This window comes from Micromonospora sp. NPDC005291, from assembly GCF_040607415.1.
Lineage (GTDB): Bacteria > Actinomycetota > Actinomycetes > Mycobacteriales > Micromonosporaceae > Micromonospora.
In genome coordinates this window covers 144,523-162,827 of the sequence record NZ_JBEXGR010000009.1, presented here as the reverse complement: position 1 = coordinate 162,827, position 18,305 = coordinate 144,523, and the positions used below count along the sequence as shown (strand labels likewise).

17 protein-coding genes are annotated in these 18,305 nt (G+C 71.8%); 5 read left to right on the top strand and 12 right to left on the bottom strand.

Features of this window, described 5'->3' with window-relative positions:
- The first annotated feature begins 5 nt into the window (after positions 1–5).
- Both ABZT18_RS15410 and ABZT18_RS15405 read left to right on the top strand, forming a co-directional pair.
- Positions 6–500: a universal stress protein gene (locus ABZT18_RS15410; RefSeq protein WP_354997491.1), complete on the top strand. Its 495-nt coding sequence runs from the start codon at positions 6–8 to the stop codon at positions 498–500.
- A 42-nt stretch (positions 501–542) separates the two neighbouring features.
- Positions 543–1,073: a DinB family protein gene (locus ABZT18_RS15405; protein WP_354997490.1), complete on the top strand. Its 531-nt coding sequence runs from the start codon at positions 543–545 to the stop codon at positions 1,071–1,073.
- An 8-nt stretch (positions 1,074–1,081) separates the two neighbouring features.
- Here ABZT18_RS15405 and ABZT18_RS15400 read toward each other — a convergent pair whose 3' ends face one another.
- From ABZT18_RS15400 to ABZT18_RS15390, 3 genes are all read right to left on the bottom strand, one after another.
- Positions 1,082–1,702, bottom strand: a complete 621-nt coding sequence (locus ABZT18_RS15400; protein ID WP_354997489.1) for an HAD-IA family hydrolase — start codon at positions 1,700–1,702, stop codon at positions 1,082–1,084.
- Positions 1,702–5,316 (bottom strand): chromosome segregation protein SMC, encoded by a 3,615-nt coding sequence (gene smc / locus ABZT18_RS15395; protein ID WP_354997488.1) that lies wholly within the window; start codon positions 5,314–5,316, stop codon positions 1,702–1,704. Before smc ends, ABZT18_RS15400 begins: the two co-directional genes overlap by 1 nt.
- A 358-nt stretch (positions 5,317–5,674) precedes the next feature.
- Complete coding sequence (locus tag ABZT18_RS15390) at positions 5,675–5,869, bottom strand: hypothetical protein (RefSeq protein WP_007456482.1); 195 nt, start codon at positions 5,867–5,869, stop codon at positions 5,675–5,677.
- Positions 5,870–6,243: 374 nt separating this feature from the next.
- Here ABZT18_RS15390 and ABZT18_RS15385 point away from each other — a divergent pair, with 374 nt between their 5' ends.
- Together ABZT18_RS15385 and ABZT18_RS15380 are read left to right on the top strand one after the other, a co-directional pair.
- Entirely contained in the window at positions 6,244–7,410 is a 1,167-nt protein-coding gene (locus ABZT18_RS15385) for a CAP domain-containing protein (protein ID WP_354997487.1), read from the top strand.
- A gap of 120 nt (positions 7,411–7,530) precedes the next feature.
- Positions 7,531–8,373: an endo alpha-1,4 polygalactosaminidase gene (locus ABZT18_RS15380; protein WP_354997486.1), complete on the top strand. Its 843-nt coding sequence runs from the start codon at positions 7,531–7,533 to the stop codon at positions 8,371–8,373.
- A 217-nt stretch (positions 8,374–8,590) separates the two neighbouring features.
- Here the strand turns inward: ABZT18_RS15380 and ABZT18_RS15375 are convergent, their stop codons facing one another.
- The 9 genes from ABZT18_RS15375 to rsmD all read right to left on the bottom strand — a co-directional run bounded on the left by ABZT18_RS15375 (position 8,591) and on the right by rsmD (position 16,508).
- A complete protein-coding gene (locus tag ABZT18_RS15375; protein WP_354997485.1) occupies positions 8,591–10,810 on the bottom strand; it encodes an MMPL family transporter in 2,220 nt (739 codons plus the stop codon).
- 221 nt (positions 10,811–11,031) lie between these two features.
- Complete coding sequence (gene mutM, locus ABZT18_RS15370) at positions 11,032–11,889, bottom strand: bifunctional DNA-formamidopyrimidine glycosylase/DNA-(apurinic or apyrimidinic site) lyase (protein ID WP_354997484.1); 858 nt, start codon at positions 11,887–11,889, stop codon at positions 11,032–11,034.
- Positions 11,882–12,796: a ribonuclease III gene (gene rnc / locus ABZT18_RS15365; protein WP_354997483.1), complete on the bottom strand. Its 915-nt coding sequence runs from the start codon at positions 12,794–12,796 to the stop codon at positions 11,882–11,884. The genes mutM and rnc overlap by 8 nt, the downstream gene beginning before the upstream one ends.
- Complete coding sequence (locus ABZT18_RS15360) at positions 12,793–13,779, bottom strand: phosphate acyltransferase PlsX (RefSeq protein WP_354997505.1); 987 nt, start codon at positions 13,777–13,779, stop codon at positions 12,793–12,795. Before ABZT18_RS15360 ends, rnc begins: the two co-directional genes overlap by 4 nt.
- 114 nt (positions 13,780–13,893) lie before the next feature.
- Positions 13,894–14,067: a 50S ribosomal protein L32 gene (gene rpmF, locus ABZT18_RS15355; protein ID WP_030335284.1), complete on the bottom strand. Its 174-nt coding sequence runs from the start codon at positions 14,065–14,067 to the stop codon at positions 13,894–13,896.
- A 5-nt stretch (positions 14,068–14,072) separates the two neighbouring features.
- Positions 14,073–14,636, bottom strand: coding sequence for a YceD family protein (locus ABZT18_RS15350; protein WP_354997482.1), 564 nt, complete (start codon positions 14,634–14,636; stop codon positions 14,073–14,075).
- Positions 14,637–14,746: 110 nt separating this feature from the next.
- Positions 14,747–15,244 (bottom strand): hypothetical protein, encoded by a 498-nt coding sequence (locus ABZT18_RS15345; RefSeq protein WP_354997481.1) that lies wholly within the window; start codon positions 15,242–15,244, stop codon positions 14,747–14,749.
- 227 nt (positions 15,245–15,471) lie between these two features.
- Positions 15,472–15,948, bottom strand: coding sequence for a pantetheine-phosphate adenylyltransferase (gene coaD, locus ABZT18_RS15340; protein WP_354997480.1), 477 nt, complete (start codon positions 15,946–15,948; stop codon positions 15,472–15,474).
- Positions 15,945–16,508 carry a 16S rRNA (guanine(966)-N(2))-methyltransferase RsmD gene (gene rsmD, locus ABZT18_RS15335; protein WP_354997479.1) on the bottom strand — a complete coding sequence of 188 codons (564 nt, stop codon included), beginning with the start codon at positions 16,506–16,508 and terminating at the stop codon, positions 15,945–15,947. The genes coaD and rsmD overlap by 4 nt, the downstream gene beginning before the upstream one ends.
- A 465-nt stretch (positions 16,509–16,973) precedes the next feature.
- On the opposite strand from rsmD, the gene ABZT18_RS15330 reads away from it, so the two are divergent.
- Positions 16,974–18,173: an LPXTG cell wall anchor domain-containing protein gene (locus tag ABZT18_RS15330; RefSeq protein ID WP_354997478.1), complete on the top strand. Its 1,200-nt coding sequence runs from the start codon at positions 16,974–16,976 to the stop codon at positions 18,171–18,173.
- Positions 18,174–18,305: the final 132 nt, after the last annotated feature.

The window sequence follows — 18,305 nt, the reverse complement described above, 5'->3', positions numbered from 1 at the left end:
GAGCCATGAGTGTGGGAGCACCGGACCGCGAGGAGTACGGCCCCCGGACCCGACCGTTACCCTTCGAGCGCGGCACGGACGGCCCTCGGGTGATCATGGTCGGCGTCGACGGCACCCGAACCTCCGAGCGGGCCGGCTCCTACGCCGCGGGCCTGGCCCGCCGGCAGGGCGCCGCCCTGGTGGTGGTCTTCGTCAGCTCGGCGAGCGGGCTGACCGCCCTGGTTCCCGGAATGGACGCCGGCGCGGTCCAGCGCACCCACGACGAGTTGGCCGACGAGCTGCGTCGGGAGTGCCGGCGCGGGGCTGAGGAGCTGGGCCTGCGGGTGACCTTCCTCAACCGGCGCGGCGACGCATACGGCGAACTGTGTGCGGCGGCCGACGAGTTCCAGGCCGACATGGTGGTCGTGGGCGCTTCCGAGCAGGCCGGTCACCGGCTGGTCGGCTCGGTCGCCACCCGCCTGGTCCGCACCGGCCGCTGGCCCGTCGTCGTGGTGCCCTGAAATCCGGTCGCGACTGTCGTACCCGGGCCACAGGATGACCCGATGACGACATGGAGAGCACCGGAGATCGACCGGACACCCGAGCCCCTCGTCGGTGACGAGCGCACCATGCTCGAGGGCTGGCTCGACTATCACCGCGAGACCCTGCTGCAGAAGTGCGCCGGCCTGACCGCCGAGCAGTTGCGCACGGCGAGCGTCGAGCCGTCCAGCCTGAGCCTGCTCGGGCTGGTCCTGCACATGACCGACGTGGAGCGGTCCTGGTTCCGCCAGCGCTTCGCGGGCGAGGTCCTGCCCGACCTGTTCGACTACGACACCGACAACGACGCCGACTTCCACGCCGCCGCCGACGCCGACCCGGAGGCCGCCTTCGCCACCTTCCGGGGCGAGGTCGAAGCGGCACGGGCCGCGACCGCGGGACGATCCCTGGACGAGACGTTCCAGCTGACCCGCAGCGACGGAAACCGCACCTTCAGCCTGCGCTGGGCGTACGTGCACATGATCGAGGAGTACGCCCGGCACAACGGGCACGCCGATCTGATCCGCGAGCGGATCGACGGCGTCACGGGCGACTGACGGCGGGCTCAGTAGTCCAGGGCCGCCCGCAGGTAGCGGAGGTCGCCGTGGCCGCCCCAGCGGTGCGCCGACAGCCCTGCGGACCGGGCGCCCCGCACCGCCCAGTCCTCATCGTCGACGAAGAGCACCTTGGCCGGCAGGGTTCTCAGCGCCACGCAGGCAGCCTGGAAGTACTCCGGGGCGGGCTTGTGTACGCCGACCGCCGAGGAGTTGACCACCACGTCCAGCTCGTCGGCCAGCCCGAGCGCGGCCAGGTCGGCGTCGAGCACGTCGGTGGCGTTGGTGCCCAGCCCAACCCTGATCCCGGCGGCGCGTACCTCCCGGACGAAGTCGAGCACCTCGGTGTCCACCTCACCCCGGTAGCGCTGCCACTGCTCCACCGCCGCCCGGGCCCGGTCCGGGCCGCCGGCCGGCTCGGTCAACGCGTCCGCCACGCTGGACATCCAGTCGGCGTGGCTGACCTGCCCGGTGAGCACCGGCTGGAGTCGGCCCCACTGCATGGCGATCTCGCCGAGCACCCCCTCGGACAGGCCGTACTCCCGCTCGACACCGGCGGGCACCGCCGGATCCCACCGGCGCAGTACGCCGTCGAAGTCCAGCAGGAGCGCCGTCGCGCGTTCCCGAGCCACTACCCGTTCTCCTCGCCGCGGCCGTGCCGCTGGTCGTCCTCGTCGGCCCGGTTGAGCCGTTGGCTGATCACCTGGGTGACCCCACTGCGCATGGTCACTCCGTAGAGCGCGTCGGCGATCTCCATCGTCCGCTTCTGGTGCGTGATGACGATCAGCTGACTCTTCTCCCGCAACTGTGCCAGCAGCATGATCAGCCGGCCCAGGTTCACGTCGTCGAGGGCCGCCTCCACCTCGTCCATGATGTAGAACGGGCTGGGCCGGGCGCGGAAGATCGCGACCAGCATGGCCACCGAGGTCAACGATCGCTCGCCACCGGAGAGCAGGGACAGCCGCTTGATCTTCTTGCCCGGCGGGCGGGCTTCCACCTCGACGCCGGTGGTGAGCAGGTCGTCGGGGTCGGTGAGGATCAGCCGACCCTCGCCGCCGGGGAAGAGCACGGTGAACACCTGCTCGAACTCACGCGCGGTGTCCTCGAATGCGCTGGCGAAGACCTCCAGGATCCGCTCGTCCACGTCCTTGACCACGGTGAGCAGGTCACGACGGGTGGCCTTGAGGTCCTCCAACTGCTCGGAGAGGAACTTGTAGCGCTCCTCCAGCGCGGCGAACTCTTCCAGCGCGAGCGGGTTGACCTTGCCGAGCAGGGTCAGTTCCCGTTCCGCCTTTGCGGCCCGTTTCTCCTGCACCGGCCGTTCGTAGCGGACCGGTTCGGGCACCGGCAGGCCGTCGCGTTCCGCCGTCGCGACGTCGACCTGGGTCGGTGGGACGGGCTGAGTGGGGCCGTACTCGGCGACCAGGGTCTCCACGTCCAGACCGAAGTCCTCGGCAGCCTTCGCCTCCAGTTGCTCGATGCGCAACCGTTGCTCCGCTCGGGCGACCTCGTCGCGGTGCACCTGGCTGGTCAGCCGCTCCAACTCCGCGCCGAGTCGCTTGGCTGCCCCGCGTACCTCCTGGAGCTCGGCCTCGCGGGCGGCGCGTTCCAGCGCGACCGCGTCGCGGTGCTCCTCGGCCGTCGCGATCGAGGTGGTGAGCCGGGTGAGCGCCTCCCGAGCGCCGCCGGCGACGGCCCGGGCGATGGCCGCGCCCCGGGTGCGCGCGGCCCGCCGGGCCGCGGCGCGTTCCCGGGCGGCCCGCTCCGCGGTGGCCTGCCGGGTCAGTGAGTCGGCCCGGCCTGCGATCGAGGAGACACGCTCCTCGGCGGTACGCACTGCGAGCCGGACCTCCATCTCGTTCTGCCGGGCCTGCGGCACCATGGCGGCGAGCTGGTCCCGCTCCTCGGCGGAGGGCTCGGCGTCGACCGGGGTCTCCTCGGCCAGCCGCAGCCGCTCCTCCAACTCGTCGAGCGTGGTGAGGTCCCGCTGCCGGGCCGCCTCAGCGCGGGCCCGGGATTCGCCGAGGCGGTCGGTCTCCGCCTTCGCGGAGCGGGCCGCCGCGCCCAACTCGGCCAGCCGGCGGGCAGCGGCGTTACGGTGGCTCTCCGCCTCACGCTTCTCCGCGGCGGCGTGCTGCACGGCTTCCTTGGCGGCGGCCACCTCGGCGCGCGCCTCGACGAGCTGGTCACGCAGTTCCGCGCCAGCACGCTCGGCGGTGAGCCGGTTGGTGCGGGCCTCCTCGACGGCCGCCTGCACCTCGATGTAGCTGGGGGCCTTGGCCGACCCGCCAGCCGCCGCGTACGCCCCGACCACGTCGCCGTCCGGGGTGACCGCCCGCAGCTCGGGGTTGCTGGCGACCACCTCGGCGGCGGCGGCGAGATCGTCGACGAGCGCCACGTCCCGCAGCGCCCGGTGCACCGCTGGACGCAGCTCGGCGCTGCACTCCACCAGGTCGGGGGCCCACCGGGCGTCGTCGGGCAGCTTCGGGCGCAGCGCGTCGGCGGAGCCGGTCATGCCGGGCCCCGCCGGGCTGCCGACCAGCAGGCCGGCCCGGCCGGCGTCGGAGATCTTCAGCAGCCGCATCGCCTCGACGGCCTCGTCCACCCCGCTCACGGCGACCGCGTCGGCGAGGCCGCCGAGCGCAGCGGCCAGCGCGGCCTCGTGGCCCGGTGCGACGGTGAGCAGCCCGGCGAGGCTGCCCAGCAGGCCCGGCACGTCGCCGGCGCGGGCGAGCAGCGCCCCCGCGCCGTCCTTGCGCCGCAGACCCAGTGCCAGCGCCTCCTCCCGGGCCTTCCAGCTGGCGGCATCCTTCTCCGCTGCCCGCTCGGTGTCGGCCAGCGATCGAACGGTGGCCTGCGCCCGCTCCTGTACGGCGACCGCCTCGGCATGCCGGGCGTCCAGGTCCGCGTTGTCCCGGTCGGCCTCGGTGGACTGGGCGGCGACCGCGTCAAGGTCGGCCTGCGCCTGCTCGGCGCGGCCCAGCGCGTCGGCGTGCGCGACGGCGAGCCGTTCGATCTCCTCGCCGGCGCTGGTGGTCCGGGCCCGGGCCGAGTTGACCTGACCGGTGAGCCGGGCCATCCCCTCCCGGCGGTCAGCGATGGCCTTGGCTGCGGCGACCAGCTCCCGCTCGGCGCCGGCGAGCTGCCGCTCCAGTTCCTGGCGGTGCTCGACCGCCTCGGCCAGCCGGACCTGATCGTCGGTGAGCGCCGCGCGCAGCTCCTCCTCCTGCTCGCGGACGCGTTCCGCCTCGGCTTCCAGCTGGTCCGGGTCGCGGCCGGGCCGCTCGTCGTCGCCGCTGGCGCTGAGGTGACGCAGCCGCTCCCGGGCCAACTGCTCGATCGAGCGGAAGCGTTCCTGCAGTGCGGACAGCTTGTACCAGGTGTCCTGGGCGGCGGCGAGCAGTGGAGCGTCCTCGGCCAGCGCGGCCTCCAGCTCGCCGAGACGGCCCTGCACCTCGGCGTGCTCGCTCTCAAACTGCTCGCGCCGATCCCGCAGCGCCGTCTCGTCGGCGATCTCCCGGTCGAGGGTGGTCCGCAGCGTGGCCAGGTCGTCGGCGAGCAGGCGCAGCCGGGCGTCGCGCAGGTTGGCCTGGATGGCGGCGGCGCGTCGGGCCACCTCCGCCTGCCGGCCCAGCGGCTTGAGCTGGCGGCGCAGCTCGGCGGTCAGGTCGGTGAGGCGGTTGAGGTTGATCTGCATCGCGTCGAGCTTGCGCAGGGCCTTTTCCTTGCGCTTGCGGTGCTTGAGGACGCCGGCGGCCTCCTCGATGAACGCCCGGCGGTCCTCCGGCTTGGCGTGCAGCATGCCGTCGAGTCGGCCCTGCCCGACGATGATGTGCATCTCCCGGCCGATGCCGGAGTCGGACAGCAGCTCCTGGATGTCGAGCAGCCGGCAGGAGTTGCCGTTGATCTCGTACTCGCTCTCGCCGGAGCGAAACATCCGGCGGGTGATGGAGACCTCGGTGTACTCGATGGGCAGCGCGCCGTCGGTGTTGTCGATGGTGAGGGTGACCTCGGCGCGACCCAGCGGCGCCCGGCCGGCGGTGCCGGCGAAGATGACGTCCTCCATCTTGCCGCCGCGGAGAGCCTTGGCGCCCTGCTCGCCGAGGACCCAGGCGATGGCGTCGACGACGTTGGACTTGCCGGAGCCGTTCGGGCCCACCACGCAGGTGATCCCGGGCTCCAGCTTCAACGTCGTGGCGGAGGCGAAGGATTTGAACCCCTTCACCGTCAGGCTCTTGAGATACACCTTCTCGATCCTCGTCCGGTGGCCGCCGTACCGTCGCCGGCTGTGGGGACCTGGGTGAACTCGCAGACTAACCCGGTGGAGGGAGCGGGCCGGCACGCGACCCGCCCCGGGCCGCGTGCGTCGAAGGCGCGGCACGCGACCGCGCTGTTGTTCCGGCGGTCGCGATAAAGACAAGGGCCGTTCATGATCGGCTTATCCGCCGACCCGCTTTCCGGAAACCTCAGGCACGGTTCCAGCGCGACCGACCGCAAGATCGTAAATCGTCGGCGACGAAAGGAGCCGGACAGCGTTGCGCGCCGGCACAGAGGTGTCGGCGCGCATTTTTGCAATGGTGCGATTCAGTTTTTCGACGGGGAGATCAGGTCAGCGCCGGCTCGGCCAGACGGAGCAGATCGTCCGCCTCCGCCGCAGCCGCCGCGAGCCGATCATTGTCGGCACGCAGACGCGTGATCTCGAACTCCAGTGCCTGAACCCTGGCACGCAGTCGGGTGACCTCGTCGAGCAGACGCCGGTCGGGCGCTGCACCTACGTGGCCGTAGAGGGCCTTCGCCATGCTGACTCCTTGATATGCGCTGCCGGAAAGGCCGGCCAACGCGCGCCCAATTTGTACGCGGCTGTCATTCCAGGCTGTATCTGGGCATGACCGGGCGCGACTGGCGACACCTATATATTGAGCCGCAAACCCCTCCTTCGTCAAGTTCTCGCAGGCCGTAGATCATCTCTACGTCGACCTGTCCACTTGTCGGGGGGTTGCCGCAAGGGCACGGACACGCTCTGTCCGGACACCTTTACTGTACGCCCAGAATCTCGAAAGTACTCCCTCAGACGTCAGACCTCCCCTTAACTCTTCCTTAGCCACGTTGCCGGAGTCGACGGCCGGACCGTAGCGTCAGCCCGGCCAACAATCGACCCCTTGGAGGCACAGGCGTGTACGGCTGGACCGACCCGATGGACCCGAACGGCGCACCCCGGCGCGCTGGCCGGCCGACCGACGAGCCGGACTGGCTGAGGGACCGCCCGGAGCCCCGCTCGTCCTACCTGTTCGGCGACGACACCGACCAGCCCGTCGACGAGGGGCACCGGGAGCAGCCCACCTCCGGTTGGCAGCCGGAGCTGGCGCCCCCCGCCGGGTCACCCGACGCCCAGACCGCCGCGTGGCCGGCCCACCGGCCGGATGGCGAGACCGGCAACTGGGGCAACAACCGCCCGGTCGAGGACACCACCGGCAGCTGGCGTCCCGTCGACCCGGCGACCACCGGCGGCTGGCGTACCGACGTTGACGCGGAGACGACCGACGGCTGGCGCACCGATGCCGCCGCGACCGGTCAGCCGGGCGACGGGCGGCACCGCTCCCCGCGCCGCTGGCGCCGGCCACTCATGATCGGCGGCGCCGCCGCGGCGGCAACCCTCGTGGTGAGCTTCGGCGTCGGCGCGCTCGCGCTGCCCGGCGGTGACGACCGGGCCAGTCAGCCGACGGCCGTCGACGACACCTACGCCGCGCCGGCGGTGCCGACCGAGGAGCCCGCCCTCGACACCCTCGCCGCACCCTCCCCGTCAGCCACACCCAGTTCGGCGCAGCCGAGCCCGTCGCCGAGCAGGGTCGTCAAGCCCACCCCGGCGGCGTCGCGGACCACCGCCGCGTCGCGACGCAGCGTCCCGCGCACCAGCGCGCCGAGTACCACCACCACCGGCTCGGGCTCCAGCGGCACCGTCAGCGCCCAGGCCCGCGAGGTGGTGAACCTGGTCAACGCCGAGCGGACCAAGGCCGGCTGCAAGGCGTTGAGCATCGACAGCAAGCTGATGACCGCGGCACAGCGGCACAGCCAGGATCAGGCCGACCACCAGAAGATGTCGCACACCGGCAGCGACGGCAGTGACAGCGGCGTCCGGCTGGACCGTGTCGGCTACGCCTGGCGCACGTACGGCGAGAACGTGGCCTGGAACCAGAAGACCCCGGCTGCGGTGATGGACGCCTGGATGAACAGCTCCGGCCACCGGGCCAACATCCTGAACTGCGCGTTCACCGAGATCGGCGTCGGCATCGCCAGCAGCAACGGACCGTACTGGACGCAGGTCTTCGCAGCGCCGCGCTGACCGCGCGTCGTTCACGCCCCCGCGCTCGTTTGACCCGGTGAGGTACGTCGGGCCGGAGCGTGGGGGCGACGGCGTACCGGTGAGGGCGGCGACGGGCCGCCCGCGACCCGGGAGCTGCCGATGCGGATCCGGCCGCGGCGACGCGCCGCCGTACGCCCACTACGCCGCATCCTGACAGCCGGCGTCGCACTCGTCCTGGTGGTGCCGGCGTACGGGTGTCGCGTCGAGCTGACCCCGCCCGGCGCGCCCACACCGTGGCCGGCCACGCAGGCTCGCCACTGGCAGTGGCAGTGGCAGCTCAGCGGCCCGCTCGATCCGGCGGTGGACGCGGATGTCTTCCTGCTCGACCCGGTGGCAACCACCGCCGCGCAGACCGCCGAGCTCCGCTCCCGGGACCGCCGACTGATCTGCCAGGTGCACGTCGGGTCGGTCCGTTCCGCCGACCCGGACGTGAGCCGGTTCCCGAACGTCGTACGGGGCTCAGCCGGGCGTCGGCCCGACAGCCGGTGGTTGGACGTCCGGGGCTGGCACGCGCTCGAGCCGGTGCTGGCCGACCGGTTCCGGCTCTGCCGGGGCAAGGGCTTCGGCGCGGTGGCACTCGCCGACGCCGACGGGTACGCGTCTCGCACCGGTTTTCCGCTCGACTTCGACGACCAACTGCTGTTCAACCGCCGCCTGGCCGAGTTGGCCCGTTCGCTGAGCCTCTCCCCCGGGCTGGTCAACGACGTGCCGCAGCTCGCCGCGCTGGCCCCGGACTTCGACTTCGCGGTCAACGAGGAGTGTGTCCGGCTAAGGCAGTGCGCCAAGCTGCTGCCGTTCGCCGACGCGGGCAAGCCGGTCTTCCATGTCGAGTACGTAGGCTCGACCGACGACTTCTGTGTGACCACCGTCGGCTACGGCTTCGCGTCCATCCGCAAGGACCGCACGCTCGACGCCTGGCGGGAAGCCTGCCCACTACCCTGACCGCCCCTCCCCTCCCCCGCGCCCTCCCGCGCACCCTCCCCCGCGCACCCTCCCCCGCGCACCCTCCCGCGCGCCCTCCCCCGCGCGTCGATCTAGGGAAAATCACCGTGGACGGAGATCCACTAGCAACGATTCTCCCTAGATCGACGCGGGGCGCGGCGGGCGCGGCGGGGCGGGCGGGGCGGGGCGGGGCGGGCGGGGCTGCGGGGCGCTTGGGTTAGGGCACCGACACCAGTTCCGGGGCGGGGGCCGGCGGTTCGGTGGGCGCGGGCGCCGGGCGCTGCCGCAGGAAGCGCGGGGCCCACCAGTTGGCGTCGCCGAGCAGGGTCATCAGCGCCGGCAGCACCACTCCCCGGATGATCGTGGCATCCAACAGGATCGCCGCTGCCAGACCGATGCCGAGCTGCTTCATGTCGATCGTGCTCAGCGTCGCGAAGATCGAGAAGACCCCGACCATCACGATCGCCGCACTGGTCACCACCCCGGCCGACGAGGTGATCCCGTACGACACGGCGTCGCGGTTGGGCATGCCGGCCCGGATCCCCTCACGGATCCGACTGACCACGAAGACGTGGTAGTCCATCGACAGGCCGAAGAGCACCACGAAGAGGAACAGCGGCAGCCAGGACACGATCGCACCCATCGAGGTGAAGCCGAGCGGCCCGGCCGCCCAGTCACCCTGGAAGACCAGCACCAGCAGCCCGTACGCGGCACCGGCGGAGAGCAGGTTCAGCACGATCGAGCTTGCCGCGATCACCACCGAGCGGAAGGTGAACACCATGACCAGGAAGGTCAGCACCAGCACGAAGCCCATCACCAGCGGCAACTTGTCCCGGATGTGAGACGCGTAGTCCTCACTGTCGGCCACGCTGCCGCCGACCGCGTACTCGATGCCGGGGATGCCCCGCAGCTCGGCCGGGACCAGGTCTCCGCGCAGCTTCTCCAGCGACTGCACCGACCGGTCGTCCCGACTGGCGTACGGGGTGGCGACGTCCAGCACCGACACCCGCCGGTCGGCCGACACCTCGATCTTCGGGCCGTCCGCCTCGACCGGGGCGAACAGCGGATCGCCAGCGGCCCGGGTGGACAGGTCGGTGAGGGCGGCGCGGACCCGGTCGGCCTGCTCGGCGGGCGCCTCGACGGCCACCACGTGGTTCGTGCCGGTGCTCGGGAAGGCGGCGGTGAGCCGGTCGTACGCCTGCATGGCCGGCGTGGTGCGCGGCAGGTCCTCCATGCCGGGGAACTTCAGCTTCATGCCGAGCGCCGGCGCGGCCAGCGCGAGCAGCAGCCCGACCGAGATGACGAGCGTCACCACCGGGGCGCGCAGCGCGGGCCGGAGCACCGCTGGCCAGAGCCGGGGCGGGCGCGGGCCGTCGTGTCGGCCGGTGCGCGGCGCGGTCAGCCGCCAGAGCAGCGGCACCCGGGGGCGGTCGACCCAGCGGCCGAGCTTGGCCAGCAGGGCGGGCAGCACGGTCAGCGATCCGGTCACCGCGACGGCGACCACGAGGATCGAGCCGACCGCGAGGGACGAGAAGACCGCGTCGCCAGCGAGCAGCAGCCCGGCCATCGAAATGATCACCGCGAAGCCGGAGACCACCACGGCGTGTCCGGAGGTCTCCGCGGCGATCTCCACCGCATCGAGGCCAGATCGGCCCTTGGCCCGTTCCTCTCGCTCCCGACGGATGTAGAACAGCGAGTAGTCGACCCCGACCGCCATGCCGATCAGCAGGATCACCGGGGCCGTGGTGTCGGTGGCCGGCACCAGGTGCGAGGCGAGGGTGGACAGACCCATCGCGGCAGCGACCGAGGAGAGCGCCAGCAGCACCGGCACGCTGGCCGCGATCAGCGCGCCGAAAGCGATGATCAGGATGGCCAGGGTGACCGGCAGGCTGAGCAGCTCGGCGCGCTTGAAGTCCTTGCCCAGGGTGTCGTCGAGGGCCTGGCCGATCGACGGTCCGCCGACCTGCTCGACGCGCAACTGCGGGTGCGCGGCCTGCACTGTGGCGGTGGCGTCGCGCAACGGCTGCACCCGGTCCGAGGCGGTTTCCGGGTCGCCGGACATGGTGATCGGCAGCAGCAGCGCCGAGCCGTCCCGGGAGGTGACCGGCTGGCCCACCTCGGCGACTCCGGTGACCGTACGCAGCCGGGCCGCCGCGTCGTCGGCCGCCGCCTTCGCCGCCGCCTGGTCCAGCGCACCGCCCCGAGAGCTGATCAGCACGTTGTCCACGGCCGGGTCGTCGAAGTCTCCGGCATCCACGATCAGGCTGGCCCGCCCCGCCTCGCCGATCGCCTGATCGCCGCTGGTGGCCTCGTTGAGGCCCGCGGCGTTGCCGCCGACAAAGCACACCGCCACGAACACGGCCCACAGCGCGATCGCCCGCCACGGGTGCTCGGCGCTCCAACGCGCCAGCCGCACCGTCACCGGTCTTGTCCCCATCTCGCGTCCCCCTGCCACGTCAACCCCCTGTCAACGGTGCTGACGCTAGGTGCGTGACGGTGCGGTCACATCGGGGATCGACCCGGGCCCACCCCGGAATCGCTACACGGTGGACGGAGGTCGTTCGACGGGCATCAACCCCGCGATCCGGGCGTACGCCGGGGTCCAGCCCGGAGCGGCCGGCCGCGACCCGCCGGCACCGCCCCCGAGCCGGCTCCGGGTCATCCCCGAAGGGAACCCCGGGGCCGTGGCTGGCAGTGCGGGCAGCTGTACGAGGACCGATTCATGAACGCCTCGCGGCGGATCGGCGCCCCACACCGCCGACACGGCTCGCTCTCCCGGCCGTAGACGTTGAGCGCGCGGTCGAAGTAGCCGCTCTCGCCGTTGACGTTGACGTAGAGGGCGTCGAAGCTGGTGCCGCCCACTGTGATCGCCTCGGCGAGCACGTCGCGGACGTGGCCGAGCAGGCGCAGCGCGGCCGGGCCGGTCAGGGCGTCGGTGGGTCGACCGCCGTGCAGCCCGGCGCGCCAGAGCGCCTCGTCGGCGTAGATGTTGCCCACGCCGGAGATGAGGGTCTGGTCGAGCAGGGCCCGCTTCACCTCGGTGTGCCGGCGGCGCAGCGCGGCGACGAACGCCGCATCGGAGAAATCCGGGTCCATCGGGTCGCGGGCGATGTGCGCGATCTCATCGGGCAGCTCCGCGCCGCCCTCGCTCACCGAGAGCCCGCCGAACGTGCGCTGGTCGACGAAGCGCAGCTCCGGTCCGTCGTCGGCGAACCGGAACCGGACCCGCAGATGGGTCTCGTCCGTGGTGCCGGGTGGCTGGAGCAGCAACTGACCGGACATCCCGAGGTGTCCGATGATCGCGTCGCCGCTGTCCAGCGGCAGCCACAGGTACTTGCCGCGACGGCGGACGTCGAGCACGGTCCGGCCGGCGAGTACGTCGGCGAAGTGCACGCCGCCCGGGACGTGCCGGCGGACCGCGCGCGGGTGGCGGACCTCAACCGAGGCGATCCGGCGGCCGATGACCCACTGGGCCAACCCCTGCCGGACGGTCTCCACCTCGGGCAGCTCAGGCACGCCGCAACCCCGTCTCGTGGCCCTCGGCACCCCCGGCCGGCATGGCCTGCGCCAGGTGGTCGGCCTGCTCCGCCTGGGCCGCCCGCTCGGCGCGCTCCAGCGGCCCGAACGGCTCATCCTGGTCGGCCGAGTCGTGCCGGTCAGTCGGCTGGTCCTGGCGATCGTCGCTGGTCCGCCCGTCGTCGCCGTTCTGGCCGTTGTGCTCGGCGAGCGCCCGCCAGGCGGCCTCGGCGGCCCGCTGCTCGGCCTCCTTCTTGCTGCGACCCTCGGCGCCGCCGTACCGGTTGCCGGACACCACCACCCAGGCGGTGAACGTCTTGAGATGGTCCGGGCCGGTGCCCTCGATCCGGTACTCCGGAACGCCGAGCCCGAGCGCCGCCGTCAGCTCCTGCAGGCTGGTCTTCCAGTCCAGTGCGGCGCCCCGACCAGCCGACTCGGCCATCAGCGGGTCGAAGAGCCGGTGGATGACGATCCCCGTGGTGTCCAACCCGTACTGGAGGTAGATCGCGCCGAGCAGCGCCTCCAGCGTGTCGGCCAGGATGCTCGCCTTGTCCCGGCCACCGGTGGTCTCCTCGCCCTTGCCGAGCAGCAGGTACGCACCGAGGCCGTCCGGGCCCAGGCCACGGGCCACGTCGGCGAGCGCCCGCATGTTGACCACGCTGGCGCGCAGCTTGGCCAACTGCCCCTCGGGCAGGTCCGGATGGTTGTGGAAGAGCGCAGTGGTGATCACCACACCGAGCACCGAGTCGCCGAGGAACTCCAGCCTCTCGTTGGTCGGCAACCCGCCGTTTTCGTACGCGTACGAGCGGTGGGTCAGCGCCCGCTGCAGCAGCTCGGGTTCCAGGCTCACGCCGAACGCGGCTTCCAGGTGACCGACGGACGCCCGCCGCCGCTTGTCGTTGCTCATGATGTGCGTACCTCGGTGTCGGTGGAGCGGTCGGTGCGGTCCGTCGCGGCGTCGCCGTCGAGCAACGCGGAGACCAGATCGGTGGCGCGCCGCCGCCACAGGTGGGCGGCGAGGGCTAGGCCGGAGGCGACGTCGGCGGCGCGAGCGGAACCGTGGCAGACGACCACCGTCCCCGCGACGCCCAGCAGGGCGGCCGCGCGGGGCGCGCCGCCTTCGGCAGGTGGGCCGCCGGCCATCGCGTACGCGCCCTCGATGACCTTGAGCAGTACGTTACCGGTGAAGCCGTCGGTGACGACCACATCGGCGCGTGCGCCGAGGGTCACGTCGTACCCCTCGACCAGGCCGACGTAGCGCGCCCCGCCGGGCAGCGGCTCGACAGCGAGCAATGAGTCGGTGGCCCGGCGGACCCGGTCGCCCTTGCCCGCCTCGGTGCCGACCGAGAGCAACCCGACCCGCGGCGCGGCGATCGAGTGCGCCACCGCGGCGTACGCGGCGCCGAGCACGGCGTGGCGGGCGAGGGTGGCCGGGCGAGGCTCCAGGGAGCCGCCGACGTCGAGCAGGACGACCGGTCCGGCTACGGCGGGCAGGGTGGCGACCAGGGCGGGTTGGCGGATCTCCGGCCAGCGGCCGAGGCCGAGTACGGCCGCGGTGACGGTGGCACCGGTGGCGCCGGCGGAGACCAGGGCGTCGGCGGTCCCGTCGCGGACGGCGGTGACCGCTGCCCGGACGGTGCTCTCCGCGCGGGCGGCGCTGGGGTGGTCGGCCATGCCGACGACATCGCGGACGGGCCGCACCGTGATCCGGGCGCGTTGCGCCGGATCGAGGGCAGCGATCAGCTCGTCGGCGACCTCGGTCGGGCCGACGAGAAGCAGATGCAGGTCAGGGTCGGCGCGCATGGCCCGCAGAGCGCCGTCAACCACGACGGCGGGAGCGTCGTCCCCGCCGAGGAGGTCAACGGCGATCCGCGCGGTGCCCGGCTCCACCGGAACGCCAGCCGGAGTGGGCCGGTCGGCGTCGGAGGAAGCCGGGGCACCGGGCGAATGCCAGGGTGCGCGTGCCGCCCGACCCGGGGTCGGGGGCGTCACTCGGCGTCCAGGTCAGACCTCGAGAACCTGGCGGCCGTTGTAGGTGCCGCAGACGGAGCAGGCGGCGTGCGGCAGCTTCGGGGACTTGCACTGCGGGCACGCGACGGTCGCGACCACGGTCGCCTTCCAGTTCGCCCGGCGGGACCGGGTGTTGCTGCGCGACATCTTGCGCTTCGGGACGGCCACGGTTCTTACTCCTCTGTAACGGTCAGTTGCGACAGGCCAACCCAACGCGGGTCGATCTGCTGGTGACTGTGGTCGGCCGGCAGATCGTCCCAGTGCGTCCCGCATTCGGGGCACAACCCTGGGCAGTCCTCCCGGCAGAGCGGGTTGGTCGGCAGCGTGAGCACCAACGCGTCCCGCAGTGCCGGCTCCAGGTCGATCAGATCGCCCTGCATCCGGCCCACCTCGTCCTCGTCGGTCGTGACGTCCGTGGTGCTGTCCTCGTACGCGTACAGCTCCTGGATCGTCACGCCCATCGAGTCGTCGATCTCGCGCAGGCAACGGCCGCACTCGCCCCGGACGGGACCGGTGATGGTCCCGGAGACGAGCACGCCCTCGGACACCGACTGCAACCTCAGATCGAGGTTGAGGTCCGCGCCCTCCGGCACGCTGATCAACTCCACACCGAGGTCCACCGGTGCCGGCACGACCCGCTGGACCTCACGCAACGCGCCAGGTCGGCGCGGGAGGTCCCTCGTGTCGAGGACCAGCGGCGACCTGGGGTTGAGTGTCGATGGCGAGTGTTTGGGCATAGTTAGACTCCGGCCGGTGAGAGGCCGACAAAAAAGGTTACCTGGGCGACTGCCGGATCGTCGAACCGGGGGCGACGCCCGCCCGAGAATGTCGGCTGGTGAGGTGCCGCTCAGAAGGGTAGCGGGCGTTCCGCCTCATCCCCAGCGAAGGTACCTATCTCCCGCAGTGCGTGCATCTTGTCCCGGCCACGCTCTATCGAGGCCAGCGCCCTGGTGAGGAACTGCTCGAAGTTGGCCAGCGCGGTGTCGACGTAGTCGTCGACCTCCTCACGCAGGCGCTGCGCCTCAGCCCGCGCCTCACCGATGATCCGGGCACCCTCGTGCTCGGCCGACACGGTGATCTCGTTCACCGAGACCAGGCGGGCGTGTTCCGCCTCACCCTCGCTGATGATCCGGTCCGCCTCGCGCTTGCCGGCTTCCATGATCTTGTCGCGCTCCTCCAGGAGCGCGGCGGCGCGACGCAGGTCGGCGGGGAGATCGGCGCGCATCTCGTCGAGGACCGCGATCATCTCACCCCGGTCGACCATGCAGTTGTTGCGCGACATCGGGACGGAGCGGGCCTGCTCCACCATGGCGATCAGTTCGTCGATGCGATCGAGCGGGTCCACCGGTACCTCACTCCTGTCGTTCGTCGGCCGACCTCCATGATGCGGGCTACGGCCGTTCCCCGCGCCACCAATCATGTCGTGCCCGCCCCACACCCGCCCCATCCGCCCCAACCCGGCGCGTCGCGACATCGTCACCCCGCGCCGACCTTGTACCTGCTGCTGGGGCGAACGACCGCAAAAGGGGCGACCAGGCGCCCGGAGGTGCACGATCGCGGGAGAGAGGCGCGTCAGGGGCGGAGGCGAGCCTGGAGGGCTTCGCGGACCGGGTCGGGCACGTGGGCGGAGATGTCGCCGCCCCACTTGGCCACGTCCTTGACCAGGCTCGAAGAAAGGAACGAATAGAGCGGGTTGGTCGGCATGAAGAGCGTCTCGACGCCGGCCAGCCCGATGTTCATCTGCGCCATCTGAAGCTCGTAGTCGAAGTCGCTGACCGCCCGCAGGCCCTTGATCAGCACACTCGCCTGCTGTGCCCGGCAGAAGTCCACCAACAGCCCTCGGAACGACTCGACCCGCACGTTCCCGTACGAGGAGGTCACCTCGCGGAGCATGTCGATCCGCTCCTCGACGGTGAACAGGCCACTCTTCGACTGGTTGACCAGCACGCCGACGATCACCTCGTCGAAGAGCCGACTGGCCCGTCCGATGATGTCGAGGTGTCCGTTGGTGACCGGGTCGAACGAACCGGGGCACACCGCACGTCTCATGATCGGCGACCGTACCAAAGGGTGGTCTCGCCGTAACGACGACTGCGCTCCGGGGTGATCCCGTCCACCCAGTCGAACTGCCTGGTGCGGCTGGACCGCTCCACCACCACCAGCGCGTCGGGGGCCAGCCAGCCACCGTCGACCAGCGTCGTCAGCAGCGAGGTGATCTCCGCGTCCGGCACGGCGTAGGGCGGGTCGGCGAAGACCACGTCGTACGGCCCACCGTCCGGGCCGGCAGCCAGCACGGTCGCCACCTTGCCGGTGACCAGGCGGACGGCGGGCCCGGCCCGCAGGGTCGCCACGTTCTCCCGGATCACCCGGGCCGCCCGCGGGTCGGACTCGACAAGCAACACGTGCCGGGCACCCCGGGAGAGCGCCTCCAGGCCGACCGCGCCGGAACCGGCGTACAGGTCGGCGAAGCGGGCGCCGTCAAGGTCGACCTCGGCCTGGACGGCGCTGAACAGCGCCTCGCGCACCCGGTCGGAGGTAGGTCGCGTACCGGCGCCGGGAGGCGCGGCGATCCGCCGGCCGCCGAGCGTCCCGGCCACGATCCGGGTCACCGTCTCCTCCTGCTCATGCCCGCGACGCTACGCGATGGGGAGCGGGCCCGGTCACCACGGCGGGTATCCGCGGAGCCTGCCGGCCGGCGGTGGCGCGGTGGCTCTGCTCACCCTCGGGCGGGGCGCCGGGCAATCCCGTCGGGTGCATGCCGCCACCAGGTCCGACGAGTGCGTGAGCAGCCCCGATGGCATGAAATCCACCGTGGAGCATGCGAAGACGAACCATCCCCCGTGATCAGACTGACACCTTCCGTAAATCAAAGATCACGAATCTATTACATTGCCGATTGGCAATGATCTGAACGCCCCTCATTTACCACCCATCAGTACAGTCACCCCCTGTCCCCGCTTCGCCGCGGGAACACCACCGCGTCGCGCGACGCCCCGGTGAGCAGGCGGCCCCCCGGTCGCGATGTCTCCCGGCCTCCCGCCACGCGATCCGTACCCCCCTCACCAGGAGCAGGCGTGAACCCTCCCAAGTCTCCGTTCCGGCGCCTCGCGGCCATCGCCGCGGGCGCGCTGATCGGCATCGCCGGCGTCGGTGCCGTCGCCACCCCCGCGAGCGCCCACTACACCGACACCGCCGGCCAGGCTGTCTGCGACACGACCACCGGCGAATGGGTCGTGAGCTGGACGGTCCAGAGCGTCTACCACTACTCCTCCACCAGCTACAAGCTGCACAGCGTCGAGCTCACGCCCGCCGACACCACGGTGACCGGCATCCAGGTGACCGAAGGCGACAACTACCCGCACGACGTGAACAAGCCGCTCACCGGTGTGCAGCGGGTGCCCGGCTCGGCGACCCAGGCCACCCTCGCGGTGAAGGCCAAGTGGAACGACCGCTACTTCGAGAAGGACGCCCGCAAGGCGAAGGTGACGTTCGAGGGCACCTGCGCCAAGGACGAGCCGCCGACCAGCCCGTCGCCTGAGCCGTCGCAGCCGCCGGCCAGCCCGACCCCCACCCCGACCACCCCGCCGACCACCCCGCCGACCACTCCGCCGGCGGTCACCATCCCCACCGCCAGCTTCGCCTCGGACTGCGAGGGTGCCGTCACGGTGACGCTCGCCAACGGTGCTGACGCCACGACCGACGCCAAGCTCACCGTGAAGGCCAAGGGCTTCTCGGAGACCTACACCGTCAAGCCGGGCGGCAGCAAGAGCGACATCGTTGTGCCGGCCAAGGCCGGCGAGATCACCGTCAGCGAGGGCGACGAGGCGGTCGGCAAGCCCTACACCTGGGCGACCCCCGAGGACTGCGTCGAGCCCGGTGAGCCCCAGGCGGGCTACGAGTCCACCTGCGACAAGCTGGTCTTCGGCTTCGCCAACCCGGAGGACGGCAAGGCCTTCGAGGTGACCCTGACCCCGAACAAGGGCGAGGCACAGAAGCGGACCGTTGAGCCGGGCAAGACCGAGATCGTCGAGTTCGAGGCGTTCGAGGGTCTGACCGTGACGCCGGCCGCCGACGGCCTCGACGACACCAGCCCGATCGCCTGGGAGAAGCCGGCCACCTGCAACCCGGGCCAGGGTGGCGGTAAGGACGAGCCGGCCCTGCCGCTGACCGGTGCTGCCACCGGCGGCATCATCGCCGGTGCCGCTCTGCTGCTCGCGGCCGGTGCTGCCCTGTTCGTGGTGGCCCGTCGTCGTCGGGTGCGCTTCACCGCCTGAGACAACCCGCTCTGACAACTGAGGGCGCGTCGACCATCCGGTCGGCGCGCCCTCAGCCATTGCACCGAAAACCGAGAACGGGACTCGTGGTCCTGAAATGATCAGTTGATGAAAAGTAGGTCAGAACTGGTT

What these genes read in the sequence shown, in the direction of transcription:
- ABZT18_RS15375 (WP_354997485.1), bottom strand. Translation starts at nt 10,810, where the DNA reads ATGGGGACAAGACCGGTGACGGTGCGGCTGGCGCGTTGGAGCGCCGAG.
- coaD (WP_354997480.1), bottom strand. Translation starts at nt 15,948, where the DNA reads ATGAGACGTGCGGTGTGCCCCGGTTCGTTCGACCCGGTCACCAACGGA.
- rnc (WP_354997483.1), bottom strand. Translation starts at nt 12,796, where the DNA reads ATGAGCAACGACAAGCGGCGGCGGGCGTCCGTCGGTCACCTGGAAGCC.
- ABZT18_RS15350 (WP_354997482.1), bottom strand. Translation starts at nt 14,636, where the DNA reads ATGCCCAAACACTCGCCATCGACACTCAACCCCAGGTCGCCGCTGGTC.
- ABZT18_RS15380 (WP_354997486.1), top strand. Translation starts at nt 7,531, where the DNA reads ATGCGGATCCGGCCGCGGCGACGCGCCGCCGTACGCCCACTACGCCGC.
- ABZT18_RS15405 (WP_354997490.1), top strand. Translation starts at nt 543, where the DNA reads ATGACGACATGGAGAGCACCGGAGATCGACCGGACACCCGAGCCCCTC.
- ABZT18_RS15410 (WP_354997491.1), top strand. Translation starts at nt 6, where the DNA reads ATGAGTGTGGGAGCACCGGACCGCGAGGAGTACGGCCCCCGGACCCGA.
- ABZT18_RS15390 (WP_007456482.1), bottom strand. Translation starts at nt 5,869, where the DNA reads ATGGCGAAGGCCCTCTACGGCCACGTAGGTGCAGCGCCCGACCGGCGT.